The 15,830-nt window shown below is 66.0% G+C and carries 15 protein-coding genes; 10 read left to right on the forward strand and 5 right to left on the reverse strand.

Annotation, left to right across the window (positions count from 1 at the left end; genetic code table 11):
• The coding region (locus tag E2C05_RS19160) for a transposase (RefSeq protein WP_205082898.1) at positions 1–916 on the forward strand (916 nt) is incomplete at its 5' end.
• Positions 917–2,227: 1,311 nt separating this feature from the next.
• Entirely contained in the window at positions 2,228–2,479 is a 252-nt protein-coding gene (locus E2C05_RS19170) for a hypothetical protein (RefSeq protein WP_133221263.1), read from the forward strand.
• On the opposite strand, the gene E2C05_RS35455 is transcribed toward E2C05_RS19170, so the two are convergent.
• The 3 genes from E2C05_RS35455 to E2C05_RS19185 all read right to left on the reverse strand — a co-directional run bounded on the left by E2C05_RS35455 (position 2,476) and on the right by E2C05_RS19185 (position 4,170).
• Entirely contained in the window at positions 2,476–2,910 is a 435-nt protein-coding gene (locus E2C05_RS35455) for a response regulator (protein ID WP_133221264.1), read from the reverse strand. The genes E2C05_RS19170 and E2C05_RS35455 overlap by 4 nt on opposite strands.
• 122 nt (positions 2,911–3,032) lie before the next feature.
• Complete coding sequence (locus tag E2C05_RS19180; RefSeq protein ID WP_133221265.1) at positions 3,033–3,281, reverse strand: hypothetical protein; 249 nt, start codon at positions 3,279–3,281, stop codon at positions 3,033–3,035.
• A complete protein-coding gene (locus E2C05_RS19185) occupies positions 3,274–4,170 on the reverse strand; it encodes a recombinase family protein (protein ID WP_158292233.1) in 897 nt (298 codons plus the stop codon). Before E2C05_RS19185 ends, E2C05_RS19180 begins: the two co-directional genes overlap by 8 nt.
• Positions 4,171–4,426: 256 nt before the next feature.
• On the opposite strand from E2C05_RS19185, the gene E2C05_RS33170 reads away from it, so the two are divergent.
• Complete coding sequence (locus tag E2C05_RS33170; RefSeq protein ID WP_158292234.1) at positions 4,427–4,597, forward strand: hypothetical protein; 171 nt, start codon at positions 4,427–4,429, stop codon at positions 4,595–4,597.
• A 197-nt stretch (positions 4,598–4,794) separates the two neighbouring features.
• On the opposite strand, the gene E2C05_RS19190 is transcribed toward E2C05_RS33170, so the two are convergent.
• On the reverse strand, positions 4,795–5,529 hold the full coding sequence (locus tag E2C05_RS19190) for a PEP-CTERM sorting domain-containing protein (protein ID WP_205082901.1): 735 nt from the start codon (positions 5,527–5,529) through the stop codon (positions 4,795–4,797).
• Between the two features lie 275 nt (positions 5,530–5,804).
• Here E2C05_RS19190 and E2C05_RS19195 point away from each other — a divergent pair, with 275 nt between their 5' ends.
• The 3 genes from E2C05_RS19195 (at position 5,805) to E2C05_RS19205 (ending at position 8,898) form a co-directional block, all read left to right on the forward strand.
• A complete protein-coding gene (locus E2C05_RS19195) occupies positions 5,805–6,770 on the forward strand; it encodes an IS5 family transposase (protein WP_133221267.1) in 966 nt (321 codons plus the stop codon).
• A 155-nt stretch (positions 6,771–6,925) separates the two neighbouring features.
• Positions 6,926–7,675 (forward strand): M12 family metallopeptidase, encoded by a 750-nt coding sequence (locus tag E2C05_RS19200; RefSeq protein WP_133221268.1) that lies wholly within the window; start codon positions 6,926–6,928, stop codon positions 7,673–7,675.
• A gap of 8 nt (positions 7,676–7,683) precedes the next feature.
• Positions 7,684–8,898: a trypsin-like peptidase domain-containing protein gene (locus E2C05_RS19205; protein ID WP_133221269.1), complete on the forward strand. Its 1,215-nt coding sequence runs from the start codon at positions 7,684–7,686 to the stop codon at positions 8,896–8,898.
• A gap of 75 nt (positions 8,899–8,973) precedes the next feature.
• Here E2C05_RS19205 and E2C05_RS19210 read toward each other — a convergent pair whose 3' ends face one another.
• A complete protein-coding gene (locus tag E2C05_RS19210; RefSeq protein ID WP_133221270.1) occupies positions 8,974–9,939 on the reverse strand; it encodes an IS5 family transposase in 966 nt (321 codons plus the stop codon).
• A 348-nt stretch (positions 9,940–10,287) separates the two neighbouring features.
• Between E2C05_RS19210 and E2C05_RS19215 the strand changes: the two genes are divergently transcribed.
• The 4 genes from E2C05_RS19215 (at position 10,288) to E2C05_RS19230 (ending at position 15,538) form a co-directional block, all read left to right on the forward strand.
• On the forward strand, positions 10,288–12,144 hold the full coding sequence (locus E2C05_RS19215) for a methyl-accepting chemotaxis protein (RefSeq protein WP_133221271.1): 1,857 nt from the start codon (positions 10,288–10,290) through the stop codon (positions 12,142–12,144).
• 31 nt (positions 12,145–12,175) lie between these two features.
• The gene (locus tag E2C05_RS19220; RefSeq protein WP_133221272.1) at positions 12,176–12,508 is read left to right on the forward strand and encodes a hypothetical protein; all 333 of its coding nucleotides are present in this window, start codon (positions 12,176–12,178) and stop codon (positions 12,506–12,508) included.
• A 115-nt stretch (positions 12,509–12,623) separates the two neighbouring features.
• Positions 12,624–13,418 carry an alpha/beta fold hydrolase gene (locus E2C05_RS19225; protein WP_133221273.1) on the forward strand — a complete coding sequence of 265 codons (795 nt, stop codon included), beginning with the start codon at positions 12,624–12,626 and terminating at the stop codon, positions 13,416–13,418.
• A gap of 14 nt (positions 13,419–13,432) precedes the next feature.
• Entirely contained in the window at positions 13,433–15,538 is a 2,106-nt protein-coding gene (locus tag E2C05_RS19230; protein WP_133221274.1) for a putative bifunctional diguanylate cyclase/phosphodiesterase, read from the forward strand.
• Positions 15,539–15,830: the final 292 nt, after the last annotated feature.

A 15,830-nucleotide genomic window follows, 5' to 3' on the forward strand; every position in this document is an offset into this window, starting at 1 on the left:
GCCGCCGCGGCAGACCGCCCAAGCCGCGCCCCGCAGAACTCACCGGCGCGATGTAGCCACCAGCCGAACTGGGGAATTTTCAGCCAGCACTTTTGAGGAAAACCACCTCAGCATTGACAGCGCCCTCAGCAGTGGCGCGGTGAGCCCGGACCTCCTGAGCGCGGCCGAGCGCGTGCAGTACGAAGGCTATCTCCGGCGGCGGGAGACGAACGACACCATCCGCGCCATGGCAGTGGCCGGTACCCCGATCAAGGAGATCGTCCGCCGCACCGGCCGCAGCCGCAAGCTCGTGCGCGCCGTGCTCCGCCATGCCGAGGACGAGGTCTTCCGCAGCCGGGCCAGCCGCCTTGATCCCTGGCTGCCGCGGCTGCAGGCGATGTGGGACGGCGGCTGCCACAACGCCGCCGAACTCCGGCGCCGCCTGGGCGACGAGGGCTTCGGCGGTTGCCTGCGGATCGTCACCGAATGGGCCACCCGGCGCCGACGGAGCGAGGAGCCCGATGGTGGCGCAGTTGGCCGGGTGCCGCCGACCAGGATCATCGCGCGGGCCATGCTGGCCGCGCGCGACGGCCAGACACGCGCGGAGGCGGTGATGGTGGCGGCCATTGAGGGCGCCGTTCCTGCCCTGGCCACCGCGCGCGATCTGGTCGAGCGCTTCCATCGCATGTTGCGCAGCGGAACCTCGGCGGCGTTGCCCGACTGGATCAAGGAGGCCAGGGCGAGCTCGATCGCTTCTTTCGGCCGCGGTATCGCCGACGACCAGGCCGCCGTGCGCGCTGCGCTGACCGAGACATGGTCGAACGGCGTCACCGAGGGCAGCATCACCAAGCTCAAGTTGGTCCGGCGACAGATGTACGGCCGCGGCAAGCTCGACCTCCTGCGGGCACGCCTCGTCGCATCAAAGGCGGCAACGTAACCAGCACGGAATCTGCGCCAGAGCCCCTATTCCACGCCGAATCACAGCCACCCGCAGATCGCCGCTCGCTTGGCGTCTGGTGAGTTCTCGAGCGTTCAAGCGGCGGAGCGTGCCGCCGGCGCCCGGGTCACGCACACGGTGGGGCTGGGCAAGCCGGAGACGGTAGCGCGCCGGCTTATCGAGCATGGCGAGGACTATGCGCGAGCGGTCACCAGTGCCAAGTGTGGGGCGCGCGGCGGCCTGTCCGCCAGAACACCGCCGCATCTGGGTCAACATATCCCCGCACCAAGCGGTGCTCTACCAGCCGGTCCGCGTGACGTCCTGGCCGTTCGTCGCACAGACGAACGTACCAGCCTGGGGCTTCGCCTACGCGACCGCCACCATAAACGGAACGGCGAGGGCCGCGGTTGTGCCGGTGACAGCGGCCCCACTTGGCGCTGTGATGATACGTACGGGACACATGGTGCCGCTCCCCTACGTGCGAGAGATTCCGCGGCGTAGCTTACGGCCCGTTCATCACACCAACTCCGTTGCGCTGCCCTCCTACTCGACTGGGCGACGGCACGGCAAGAAAGCAAATCTTCGACCGGTCAGCGGCGAATCAGTAGCTCCGCACCAGCGCCGCGAAGATGATTGGCCTCATGGGCAGAACCGGCCATCTCCGTCAGCGCGATCCAGGTGACGGCGCTTGGCTACTGCAGGACTATCCGGCCGACCTGGTCGCGGTCGACTGCCCCACATGCGGTCGCGCCGGCGCCTACCGCAAAGCCGCGCTGATCGCCCGCCACGGGCCGCGCGCCGGTCTGCCGGACATCCTTTGGCGCTGCTGGCTGCAGACTGCCCTCGGCGAGGCGCTATCAGCCAGCACGCCGACCCCTGCCGCGCGGGGTACCCTGACTTGGCGCGCGTCGTCAGCAGCCAAGGGCGGAGTTGGGACAAGGACGAAATCGTTAGCGCCACCTAATCCGCAACGATCTTGGCCGGCCATTACTGCTATGTATGGAAACGCCATCAGCGGTCAGCGGCAGTGAATGGGAGGGGACCATTCGGCCACAGCTCGTACTCCCGCCCTCCCGAGCGCCTGGAGGTACGAGCCCCTCCCGGCTCCCGCGCATCAATGCGGCGATCGGCGCGGGGATTCAGCCCGGCAATGGGAGGGGACCAGCCAGTCCCAGCCCGCAGTGCTGAACCCCGCGAACCCCTTCCGGCTCCTGCCGGGTAAATGCCGGCGCTCGGCGATTTGTTCCGACTGTACGTCGCTCTAAAGGCGACGTGGTTAGCCCGCATGTGGACGCAATGATACTCGCCCGCATGGGCAACGATATGTCAGGTAAAGCTTCTCCGAGCACGACGCGGTCCGAGGCGTTCCGAGAACGCATTCGCCGCGCCCAGGCCGTTGCAGCAGACGCTGCGCGCGCCCGGGCCGCAGGTGGTCCGCCGAGCGACGAAGAGGCGGCACAGCTAGTGGCAGCCTTCCACGCCCGAGGCGGCAAGGTCACCGTCTTGCCGCTGGTTGAGAGTGAGCAGTCCGACGTTGAAGTGGAGGAGACCATCGAAGGCTAGGTGATGTCGTCCCGGCGACGGCCGTACATGGGCGCCTCACCCCTACGGGCCCGATCTATGACAGCCAGACTGACGGGAGCCAGTTCCTCGTACGCTCCTGGCTTGTGCAGCCGCACCGTCGGCCCGCCAACACCACGCAGGTCAGCTTGAGGCGCTTTCTTGTCATAGCCAGTCATCACCACGACCGGCAAACCAGGAGCATGCTGTCTGAGGCGTTGGATGACACGCCGACCGGCAAGAGCACCGTGAAGGCGAAGACTGACGACCGCTACCGCGATCTGCCCAGCTGCCAGGGCCTGGAAAGCGGCGTCGTCTTCATCGTCAGCGAAGACCGTGTCGAAGCCTTCAGCGGTGAGCAGATCGTCGGTCAGGAGGCAAAGCGCAGCTTCATTCTCAACGATCAACGCGACTGGTTGCGCCGAACCTACCATATCACTGCCCTATAAAACCGGGACAGTTCTGTATGATAGCCCCGATAAGGCATATCTACTTATGGTTGCCCACGGAGTCGATATGGTAATTGATCAGGTGCGTCTAATCCAAAGGCAGGGGGTCACGCCTCCCTCGCCGCCCGGTAGTGCGCCGGCAGCTGCCCCTTATTCAGCCAGAGATCCGCGAGCGGCGTGATCGTGCCCGGCACGCCGAACGAGCCGCGGTCGGACAGCGGGTGGCTTGCCAGCCGAAACGCACAGACGTTGCCGCCAGGCAGGCAGTCGATCTCGGCGCCGCGGTAGCGGTAGCTGGGCCCGCCCCATCGGCCCTCGGCAGCGACGAGTTCGAGAGGGTGCGGGTCGTCACTCACCGGCCACCTCCATCAGTGAACGGCATGCCGCGTCTATTTCGGCGGGCGTCAGGCGCCGTCTCCGTTCAACTGCTTCGAGCAGTTTGCGGGTGAGCGCCGGCTGCAGCTGATTGCTCCGGACGCCTTCGGGGATGTGCCCGAACACCTCCCGGTAGCGGTTGGCGGCCTCATGCTGCAGATTCCGTTCGCGGACCAGCGCCGCCCGCACGGTGACATGGGAGACAGTCAGGCCGTGCCGCTCCTGCAGTGCGGTGGAAATCGCACGGGAAGACTGGCGTTTGTTCGACATGATGTAGGCATCCGCTAAGGCTGCCTGCTGCATTTCGTCTGCCTCCAATCGCGCTGCGCGCCCTGTGCCCACCTTGCGGAAGCCAAAAGGCACTGCGCCACCAATATGGCCACCAGCCCGGCGCTTGGCCGCCTTGCCTTCCGTGACACGCTCGCGGATGCGCTCACGCTCGAACTCCGCGACCAGCGCCAGCATACCGAAGAACAGCCTCGACACGCCGTTTTGGGTCACCGGGTCGGAGCCCATATCAACGATGACCAGGTCGATGCCACGCGCCTGCAGCTGCCGCGACGTCGCCAGCGCGTCGTCCGCATTGCGGAAGGCACGGTCGAGCTTGGCCACGATGAGCCGGTCCCCCGCACGCATCCGCGTCAGTAGCGGCCCACCGGCTGGACGCAGCGCGAGGGGCAGCGAGCCGGAGATGCCAAGTTCTTCGATGAACTCCGTTACCTCAATGCTCGCCATCTCGGCCGCGGCGCTGATCTTGCGCCGTTGCGTCTCCAAGCTGGACCGATCATCGCTCGCCTGCTCGGCGGTACTCACCCGCACGTACCCAAAAACCGCCATCGCCGCCTCGTTAAGGTGTGTTTGCCAGATCACCCTAACAATTGGCCGGGTTGGATGGAAGGTTCTTTTAACAGCCTTACAAACTACGTAAGTAGCAATAGCGACAAGCCTGTAAAACGGTGGCCCACTGCGGCATTTTGTGTGCCATTGCGTTATAAGGTTGCCGTATAGGGAACCCACTGCGCGCACGTCGCGTTGCCGGGCTGGCGCGATCCCCCCTCCGCGCCGACCAAGCGAAGGCCCGCCCCCAAAATCCCGGGGGCGGGCCATTTCAATTCAGGAGGCGCTGGTGGCCGACTTGGTGATCCCACCGCTCACCCTGGCCGAGGCGATCAGCGCGATCGGCCTAGGCCACGTCGCTGCGGAGCCGCCCGCGCCGCCAGAGCAGCTCGACTTGGCCGACGTGCTGCGGCTGATGGGCGAGGCGCTCGCGGTCTTGTACGGCGACGGCGTCGACTAGGCGTGGCGTCCCGACACGGCCAGCAGCGGCGCCCAGCCGCCGAACTACGCTTGCATGGCCTGTGAGGCCACGTCCAGCGCCGCCTCCCGCTGGATTGAGCGGGCAGCGCCAAACAGACGATCTTTCAACCACTGAATTGGAAGCGGCCCTGCAGCAGATGCCGGCAGGGCCGCCGATGTAAACTCTACCGACAGGCGTTAGGCGCGGCGGCGCTGCCGACGCACCATGCCGAGGCTGAGCAGGCCAGCGCCGAACAGCGCCATGGAGGCGGGCTCGGGAACGGGGGACGGGGGCGGGGTCGGAGTGTGCGTGTTCGGCACCTTGTCGCTACCGCCATTCTCGAAGCCGCGGAACCGGGCCACGAAATCCTCAGCACCCTGACCGATACCGGGGCCGCTGGAGAGAGTGGTCAGGAACGTGGTATCGCTGAGAGACAGCAGCCCGCTACCGGTCAGAGAGAAGGCGAAACTTCCCGAAGCGCCAGTTGCGATACCACGAGAGGGCTGGCCACCGCCCTCGAAGCCGTTGCCGGTGGACGCACCGAAGTCGAACTGCCCGTAGGGTGCGGCATTGACGCCGTTGTTCGTCAGCCCAAGCACGCTCCAGAAGTTATTCGGTGCGGAAGTCAGCGCGACACCGGTGATGCCGCCAGGGTTGTTCAGCACGAAGGCGGTGAGATAGCCGCCATTAGCTGTCGGCGAAGTGTTGCTCAGCGAGACGTTCAGGGTTGCCTGGGTATCGCTGCTGGCATTGTAGGTGAGCGTGCCGGTGAAGCTGCCGAGGGGGCCGGCACCAGAGATGGAAGCGGCCTCGGAAGCGGCCGGCACAGCGAGCGTCATTGCTGCGGCTGCCAGGCACAGGCCGAAAAGGGATCCTTGGGCGCGGGTCATTGAAATATCTTTCTCTACGGGCGGGCAGGCCCGCTGCTGCATGTTTCGCTAAGAGCAAATCACATGCCGCAGATTAAAATATTGAAACGACTGTATGTTTTCAGACTTTCATGCGCTCGATCCACTATGCGTAAAAAATCCCAACGCTGCATTGCCGACACGGAACATCATAAGTCGCCAGCCAAGGACCGGCGAGCAGAGGGCCGAGCGTCGGTTGTCAGATGGACAACGGCGTTGTTGCATGGGTCGCTTGGTCTGGAGCTGGCGGGTAGGCTGGCAAGGAGGGCGAGCCCTCGACTGTCGGGGATGGACCCACCTTGCCGTTCAAGGCCAACGCTGAGCGTAGGCACCACATCCCGCGGCAGCGCCACCGGGTGACGAACTGGGCGGAGTACGACGCGGGCCTGCGCACTCGGGGCAGCCTGACCGTGTGGTTCTCCGAGGCGGCGGTCGAGAACTGGCGTGCCGAGGCCCGCACTGGCCGGGGCGGACAGCCGAAGTATTCGGCCCTGGCAATCGCAAGCGCCCTGACGCTGCGGGCCGTGTTCCGCCTGGCGCTGCGCCAGACCGAGGGCTTGATCGGCTCCATTCTGCAGTTGCTTGGCCTCGACCTCGCCGTGCCGGACCACTCGACCCTGAGCCGCCGGGCGGAGGCGCTGGAGGTGGCGCGGCCGCGCTGCGGCGGCGAGCCGGTGCACCTGCTGGTGGACAGCACCGGTTTGCAGCTACGTGGTCCCGGTGGCTGGCTGGAGGAGAAGCACGGCACCAAGCGTCGCCGGGCCTGGAAGGTGCTCCACCTCGCCACCGACGCCGACACCGGTCAGGTTGTCGCCTCGGTGCTGACCGGCAGGGATGCCGATGACGGCTCGCAGGTCGACCCCTTGCTCGAGCGGGTCGACGGTTCCGTGGCGTCCCTCACGGGCGACGGCGCTTACGACCGGGACGATGTCTATGCCGCGGTCGCGGCGCGGCACCCCAATGCCGCCGTCGTCGTCCCACCGTGCGCGAGCGCGGTGCCGAGTGCGGCGGCCGAGACCGCGCCGACGCAGCGGGATGCGCATTTGCGCTGTATTGCCGAACGCGGCCGGATGGGCTGGCAGCGCGCGTCGGGCTACAACTGGCGTGCCTTGGTGGAAGCCGACGTCTCATGGTGGAAACGCGTCATCGGCGGCGGGCTGCGCTCGCAAACGGACGGGCGCCAGGCGACCGAGGTGGCCATCGCCGCCAACGTGCTGAACCGAATGCTCGAGCTTGGGCGGCCGGAATACGTCCGCATCGCATGATCCCATACGCGGGCAGGGATCTATGCGTCCACGCCGCTGACCCATGCAACACGATGTACCCCAGACGGATCCGAATCGATGCCTTTTGCGCTTGCGCCTAACCTTTCCACAAAGTTAGCATCGTGGATCATTCGTCGGCAAGCCAACGAGGTATCATGGGCCCGCTTTCCCCTAAAGTCATTTTGGGACGCGTGTTCACCACTTTGATCGCTACGCTTTCGTGCATCCAGCTCGCAATTGCTCAAGCTTCCGAACTTCGTAGCGCCGAAGCCCCCTTTGTCCAGTTGCAAGGTGCTTCGGTGTCGCTTGTGCGCTTCGGTTACATTGACCTGAACGCCCGCTGGCGTAGCCCTACGATTTCGGTGTGCTGGGAGCCTGGCGCAGAACAGTTTGTGACAGAAAAGGCGCTTGTGCAGCAGGCAATCCGAACGTCTTTGGAGCGCCACTCGGCGCTACGCTTCTACGGGTGGGCCACATGTGGCGCAGCGGACCTCGGCATCCGCATCCGCGTGGCGGACGAGAATCCGGTCTCACAAGTCGGGCCGCAGCGGGAGCCGGGCTTCTTCGGCCGTGAGCTGCCGACCCGAATGACGCTCAACTTCGCATTCCAGTCCTGGCCATGTTACTCAGGCAAGCAACACTGCATCGTGGCAATCGCACGGCACGAGTTTATGCATGCGGTGGGCGTTCTACACGAACACCTGCGCCCGGACGCACCGATCCAGTGCCGGGAAACCCATGCCAACAAACCGGACTTTCGGGGTGTCAGCCCCGCAACTATTGGGCAGGTCTACGATCCAGATTCGATCATGAGCTACTGTAACAACATCTACGACACGAATCGCCCTCCTGACCTGAGTTCGATCGACGCGGCTACGATCCGCTATCTCTATCCGCCAGGCTAGGCAGACTCATGCTGGTCCTGACTGCACGCGTTTTCGTGGTTCTTGCAACGGCGTTGATCGCTGGGGCTTGGGCGTCTGCGGCCTTCGCGCAGAGTCTCTGGACGGCGGAACGCCGTGCGGCGGTGACGGCGGTTCGTGTGACCAAGCCTGGGCTCGCGGAGCCGGAGAGGGGCACAGCGTTTTTTGTGGGCTCGCAGGGCTTGCTGCTCACCGCAGCGCACGTGCTGCGCGGGGCGACGCGGATCGAATTCGGGCCCAACCCTGGCGGCCCTTGGCAGGAGGTCCACCCGGCGTCGGTGGAGGACCTCGGACGCGACGTGGCGATATTCCGGGCATTCTCGCCTCCCGCGACGGCTGGACTGGAGGTGGGTGCGCCGGAAGCGGTGAAAGCCGAGCAGATGCTCTATTTCGCAGGCTTCCCGTTTGGCCTCTCGTTCGATAGGCGAGAGGCGAAAGTTACAGCAGAGTTCGGTGCGGAGGGGGGCTGGCAAACGCAGGGGCTCGCAGCAGGCGGATTCAGCGGTGCGCCCGCGCTTGACGCGAGCGGCCGGGTGGTGGGCATCGTTACTGCTGGCGTGCAGGATGCGCCGGGTTTCCTGCAAATCACCCCTCTCTCACGCGTCAGGCCGCAGCTTTCAGCCGTGAGTTTGCCAGTTCCGTACGAATCAATCAGATCCGAATGGCGGCCGGTGTTCAAAGCCTCGGTTCTTGGAGCTCCGCCATCTTGCGATCGCAGCGGATCGCCAGCGCCTGCTAGAGTACCCACACAGTATGGAAATGGATTGTTCAACTTGGCGCTGCTTGAGTCCGCGCAGGCGAGCGCATCTTCACTTATTTCTGGCTGGAGTCAAAGACATCGCATCATTTTCTTGAACGATGGATGGTACAATAACTGTCGAAGTTGGATACCAGAACTCATGCCGGCATGGGTGATGGTAGATCTGGGGGCAAATTATACGGTGTCGGCGGTAGCTTTTGGAAGTGAATACGAGGCATATTACAACGATAGGGCTGCGACGCGATTCCGAATATTAGTTGCCCCGGAATCGTCGCCCGGTTCCTGGTTTTCAGTTTACGCATCCGCCGCTGGCGATCTGGTGAGGAGCAGGAGAGTTTTCAGTTTTCAGCCAAGGACAGTGCGCTATGTCCGAGTCGAAATCGAGGAGTCCGTTGGGGGTGCCGTCAGAATTGACGAATTAGAGATCCATGGCGGTCGCAGATAAAGTTAATGGGCCTGCACGACATCGTGTTGCATGGGTCAGCGGCGTGGACGCATAGATCCCTGCCCGCGTATGGGATCATGCGATGCGGACGTATTCCGGCCGCCCAAGCTCGAGCATTCGGTTCAGCACGTTGGCGGCGATGGCCACCTCGGTCGCCTGGCGCCCGTCCGTTTGCGAGCGCAGCCCGCCGCCGATGACGCGTTTCCACCATGAGACGTCGGCTTCCACCAAGGCACGCCAGTTGTAGCCCGACGCGCGCTGCCAGCCCATCCGGCCGCGTTCGGCAATACAGCGCAAATGCGCATCCCGCTGCGTCGGCGCGGTCTCGGCCGCCGCACTCGGCACCGCGCTCGCGCACGGTGGGACGACGACGGCGGCATTGGGGTGCCGCGCCGCGACCGCGGCATAGACATCGTCCCGGTCGTAAGCGCCGTCGCCCGTGAGGGACGCCACGGAACCGTCGACCCGCTCGAGCAAGGGGTCGACCTGCGAGCCGTCATCGGCATCCCTGCCGGTCAGCACCGAGGCGACAACCTGACCGGTGTCGGCGTCGGTGGCGAGGTGGAGCACCTTCCAGGCCCGGCGACGCTTGGTGCCGTGCTTCTCCTCCAGCCAGCCACCGGGACCACGTAGCTGCAAACCGGTGCTGTCCACCAGCAGGTGCCCCGGCTCGCCGCCGCAGCGCGGCCGCGCCACCTCCAGCGCCTCCGCCCGGCGGCTCAGGGTCGAGTGGTCCGGCACGGCGAGGTCGAGGCCAAGCAACTGCAGAATGGAGCCGATCAGGCCCTCGGTCTGGCGCAGCGCCAGGCGGAACACGGCCCGCAGCGTCAGGGCGCTTGCGATTGCCAGGGCCGAATACTCCGGCTGTCCGCCCCGGCCAGTGCGGGCCTCGGCACGCCAGTTCTCGACCGCCGCCTCGGAGAACCACACGGTCAGGCTGCCCCGAGTGCGCAGGCCCGCGTCGTACTCCGCCCAGTTCGTCACCCGGTGGCGCTGCCGCGGGATGTGGTGCCTACGCTCAGCGTTGGCCTTGAACGGCAAGGTGGGTCCATCCCCGACAGTCGAGGGCTCGCCATCCTTGCCAGCTTACCCGCCAACTCCAGATCAAGCGATCCATGCAACAACGCCGAATAAGATCGGCTAGCACCAATGCGAGACTTCGATCCGGCCATCGCCTCTCCTCCGCGACGGCCTACCTCTCAGCGACTTCCGCCCAAGGCAAGAAGGGCCCCGGGCCAGCGCTTACGCTCGATCCGACGATCCCTGCACCAAACTAATTCATCGTAAGAAGACTTCAGCGAGTCCGGGCGCGCCGACTGAACATTTTGCAATGTGGCCCGAGCAGAAGGTCGGCTTTTTCGCCACGAGACCCTGATTTTCGGTCGCGGCATGATTGTGCTTGATAAAGCCGCATATCGCCTCTTAGTTGATTGGGCCAGTCGCCATAAAACTGCAACCATAGGGATCAGACAGACATCGCTGGCCCGCCGGCAACCGGTGCCGACGGCAATCAACCGCAGTGCCGAGGTCAACCGGACCTCGCCTTCGGAGGACCCTATGATGTCCCTTCGTGATATGAGCATTCGTGGCAAGCTTGCCGCAGCCTTCGGCGCCCTCTTCCTCGTGCTGGCCGGCATCGGGGGCGTCGGCATCTATCAGGCGGGTCAGCTGAATGCCGACGCGACCGATGTCGGTCGCAACTGGCTGCCCTCGGTCGAGACACTCGGCCGCGTCGCCGAAGCCGCAAATCGCTATCGCACGCTACAGGCCAACGCCATCCTGGCGGCAGGTGACGCTGCCCTTGGCACCGGCGTGGCGGAGCGTACGGCGACCGCCCTCTCCCGCTTCGATGAGAACTGGAACCGCTACCTTGGCGTGGTGACCCCTGGCGAGGAGCAGCGTCTCGCCGATGCCGTTGCCACGGCCTGGCGCGAGTACCGCGCTGGCGATACGCAGTTCGCAGCGGCTCTGCGGACCGATGCCGCAGCTGCGTCCCATATGTGGGCCGGCGAGTTCCGGAATCGCTTTGACCGCTTCCGTGAGGCACTGGCGAAGGATCTCGATTTCAATAGCCGGATGGGTGCTGCCGCAGCAGACCGTTCGGACGCGGCCTACAGGGCGTCGCTCTGGATGATCGGTATGGCCACGCTGCTCGGGGCAGCGATGGCAGCCGGCTCGGCCTTGTTTCTGAACCGCAGTGTGGTGGTACGCGTGGTGCGGTTGTCGGATGTGATGCGCGGCCTCGCGCAGCGGAAGTACGACTTCGAGCTGCCCTGTGCCGCCCTGAAGGATGAGATCGGCGACCTTGCACGGGCGATGAACCAGTGCCGCGATGGCCTGCGTGAGGCTGACCGGCTGGCGGCCGAGCAGGCGCGCGAACAGGAGGTCAAGGTGGAGCGTGCGGCTCGGCTGGCCGTGCTGATGCGCGAGTTCGAGGGCAAGGTGCACGTCACTATCGAGGCGCTCTCGGGCGCGATGCGGCGCCTCCAGGGCACGGCCGCAGCGATGTCTGGTACCGCCGAGGACACCCTCCGCCAGGCCGGCGAGGTGGCAGCAGCGGCCGAGCAGACCAGCGCCAATGTGCAGACGGTGGCGGCGGCGGCCGAGGAGCTCTCGGCTTCGATCGCCGAGATCACTCGTCAGGTCTCGCAGAGTGCCAAGGTGGCCGGCCTGGCGGTGAGCGACGCACGACGGACGGACGAAGTGGTACGCGGCCTGGCCGAGGGTGCACAGCGGATTGGCGAGGTGATGCGGCTAATCACCACCATCGCAGGGCAGACCAACCTCCTGGCTCTCAATGCGACGATCGAGGCGGCTCGGGCCGGCGAGGCCGGCAAGGGCTTCGCGGTGGTGGCGTCGGAGGTGAAGAACCTGGCGGCGCAGACTGCCAAGGCGACCGAGGAAATCGCGGCGCAGGTGGGCGCGATGCAGTCGGCGACCGGCGACGCGGTAGGCGCGATCCAGGCGATCGGGACGCGGATCGGCGAGGTGAGCGAGATCTCTGCGGCTATTGCTGCCGCCGTCGAGGAGCAGGGTGCGGCGACGGCCGAGATCGCCCGCAACGTGCAGCAGGCGGCATCCGGCACACAGAGCGTCACCGGGGCGATTGGCGCCGTCAGCCGTGCGGCGAGTGAGGCCCGTGCCGCCTCCACGGAGGTGGCGAGTGCGTCGGACGAACTCGCCCGGCAGGCCAAGACCCTCGACACCGAGGTGGGAGGCTTCCTGCGCGACGTGCGCGCTGCCTGAGCTGAATACGATCCAGCATACGGAGAAACCGATGCTCACTTCAACAAACCCATTTCAACAGCATTTTGCCGCCATTGACGGTGTCGTGCGTAAGGTCAACCTGCCCGAGGGCTGTTGGATTGAACCGCGAGTGCCACAGAGCTCCGATGTTCTATCTCGGCCGATCCTCGAAGCTGAAGTTTCGCCCTTGACGGCCGAGGCATTCAGCATTGTTCACGGCCAGGCGCGAGCAATTCACCGCAAAGCAGACGCGATCCTTTGTGAGCGGATTTCAGGTCAGGATTCGAGTGGACGATACACTGCGATCGTGTTCTTGCCGCCAGTGGACGGCGTGCGCCCAGCTGCGGAGATCGGCCTGCCCTAATGATCTGATCGTGCAGTGCCATGAAGAAATGAGGCACTCTAAGGGTTCGCGTCATGCGGCTGAGATTGGGGCTGGATTGTATGTTCCTGCTCAGCTTCGTCCAGGACCCGCCGGCATGTCCGCCCTCGCCCGCCACAACGTTCATATGTACGGCCCGGAGCAGGGCCACACCCTTGTCTTCGCGCACGGCTACGGGTGCGACCAAGGGATGTGGCGCTTCGTGGCGCCTGCCTTCGTGCCCGACTACCGCGTGGGGCTGTTCGACCTCGCCGGCTGCGGCGGCGCCGACCCGGCACACCATGATCCCGCCCGCCACGCCAGCCTGCACGGCCATGCCGAGGATCTTTGCGATTTACTTCGGGAGTTCGGGCGCGGGCCGGTCACCTTCGTCGGCCATTCAGTGAGTGCCATGATCGGCGCCCTCGCCGCGCTGCGCGCGCCCGAGCTCTTCACATCATTGGTGATGATTGGGCCATCCCCTTGTTACCTCAACGACGGCGACTATCCCGGGGGCTTCGTGCCTGAAGACATTGAGGCACTGCTCGACCTGCTCGACGGCAACCACCACGCCTGGGCGGCGCGGATGGCGCCGGTGATCATGGGCAATCCCGACCGGCCAGAGCTGGCGGCAGAACTGGAGGCCAGCTTCTGCCGCATGGACCCCAAGGCAGCGCGCGTCTTCGCCCGCGTCACCTTCACTTCTGACTGCCGCCAGGACCTGCCGCTGCTCCGCGTACCAACGCTGATCCTGCAGTCGCAGGACGACGCGGTGGCATCGGTCGAGGTCGGCGCATGGGTGGCGAGTTGCGTTCCCGGTAGCAGCCTCATCCAGCTCGGTGCCACTGGCCACTGCCCGCATGTGAGCGCCCCCGAGGCCACAGCCAGGGCGATCCGCGCCTGGCTCGGCTAGGGTGACCGGTCGCTATGGCTGAGCTGGTGCTATCCGAGCCGGGAAGCCTGCAGGAGGAATTCCTCGCCTTCTACGACGAGGCGCCCTGCGGCTACCTGACCCTGCGGCGGGACGGTACCATCCTCGGCGCCAATCGTACTCTGCTCCACTGGGCTGGGGCGCAGGCGGGGCCACGCCGCGGCCTGCATCTGCGCGACCTGCTGTCGCCGGCGAGCTGGATCTGCTTCAGCATGCAATGCGTGCCGGTCCTGGCGATGCACCGCCGCATCACCGAGATCGCCCTCGATATTCGCCGGGAAGGACAGGCCCCGTTGCCGGTCCTGGCAAGCTTCCAAGCGGAGGCCGTCGGTTCTGAGGACGATGGCGACACCCGCATCCGTGGCATCCTGTTCGACGCAACCGAGCGGAGGCTCTATGAGCGCGAACTGCTCGCAGCGCGGCGCGCCGCCGATGCGGCGCGGCACACGGCGGAGCAGGCAAGCGCGCGTCTCTCGACGGTCCTGGAAAGCACCACAGATGGTGTCCTGCTGGTTGGCCCTGACTGGCGCATCGCCTATGCCAATCCGCGGGCGGCCGCCCTCCTGCCCGGCATCGTCGCCGGTGAGGACCTGCGCGAGGTCTTCCCGATCGATCCGGACGGCATTTTTCGGGCGGCATTTGGGCAGGCCATGGAAGGCGCGCTGCAGGACGGCGTGGAGGGGCTGGTCGCGGCCAATACGTGGCTCTGGGTTCACGCCTATCCGGCGCCCGGCGGCGGCATGGCGGTCTTCTTCCGAGATACAACGGGGGACCGCCGCCTGACCGAGGAGCGCCGCCGCCACGCCGAGCACATCGATCACCTGGCAAGCCATGATACGCTGACTGGCCTGCCAAACCGTCGGCTCTTTGCCGCCAAGCTGCGCGAGGCTTTGGCTAGCGGCGCCAGCGGCATGGCAGTGATGTGCCTTGATCTAGACCGCTTCAAGCAGGTGAACGACCGGCTGGGCCATCCGGCGGGTGATGCACTACTGAAGCTAGTGTCAAAACGGTTACAAACGGAATTGCGCGCCGGCGACACCGTCGCCCGCTTTGGCGGTGACGAGTTCGCCATCCTGCTGGCGGCGGAACGCCGCAACGGCGGGGCGCAGGAAGAGGTAGAGGCCGAGGAGGTGGCGGCGCGCCTCGTCCGCCGGCTCAGCGCACCCTACGCCATCGAGGGGGAGCGCGCGGAGATCGGCGCGTCCATCGGCATCACCTTCGCCCGCCCGCCGGCCGGGGACCCGGACGCGCTGCTGGCCGAGGCCGACCTTGCCCTGTACCAGGCCAAGCGCGCCGGGCGCGGCCGGCACGCCGTCTTCCGCCCCGTCATGATGTCCGCGCACCGCGCCCGGCTCGAGCTCGGCGACGCGCTGCGCCTGGGGCTGGAGCGGGGCGAGCTGCTGGTCCACTACCAGCCCGTCGTTGCGGTGGGCACCGGCACGCTGCGCGGGCACGAGGCCCTGGCACGCTGGACCCGACCGGGCCATGGACCGGTGTCACCAGGCAGCTTCATCCCGCTCGCGGAGGAGGCCGGACTCATTGTCCCGCTCGGTGCGTACATCCTCGACCGCGCTTGCCGCGACGCCGCCGCCTGGCCTGACCTAGCGCTGCGGGTAGCGGTCAATCTATCGCCTTTGCAGTTCCGCGATCCGGGCCTAGTGGGCATGGTCGCGGCGGCGTTGCGGCGGAGCGGCCTGGCGCCGGCCCGGCTTGAGCTCGAGATCACCGAGGGCGTCCTGCTGGAACGAACGGAGGAGGTGCTGGCGACCATGCACCGGCTGCGGGCCCTAGGCGTCGGCTTCGCGCTCGACGACTTCGGCACGGGCTTCTCCTCGCTCTCCTATCTCAGCTCCTTCCCCTTCGACCGAGTGAAGATCGACCGCAGCTTCTTGCGGGAGGCGGAGACCTCGGACCGCGACGCAGCCATCATCGAGAGCGTCGCGCTGCTCTGCCGCCGGCTGGGCATGACCTGCCTGGCCGAGGGGGTGGAGGCCGAGGGTCAGCTCGAACTGCTCGCCCGTGTAGGCTGCGGCGAGGCACAAGGCTTCCTGCTGGGCCGGCCGATGCCGCAGGCGGAGGTGTTGCGCGCTGCCAAGAGATGAACCAGGACTGCAAGCTCATCTCGCTCCAGTGCACCACATCACAGCAGCAGGCATTGCCAAGTTGGTGAGCCCTGGCCGGAGCGGCATGGCTGGGCGAAGCTGGCTGGATGCCGTCCGACCGCGTCACCTACCCTGGCTTCCGCTTCCCGGCCGAGATCATCAGCCACGCCGTGTCAATGCTGAGGTGGTTTTCCTCAAAAGTGCTGGCTGAAAATTCCCCAGTTCGGCTGGTGGCTACATCGCGCCGGTGAGTTCTGCGGGGCGCGGCTTGGGCGGTCTGCCGCGGCGGCGG

The sequence above is a fragment of the Paracraurococcus ruber genome, assembly GCF_004353985.1.
GTDB lineage: Bacteria > Pseudomonadota > Alphaproteobacteria > Acetobacterales > Acetobacteraceae > Paracraurococcus > Paracraurococcus ruber.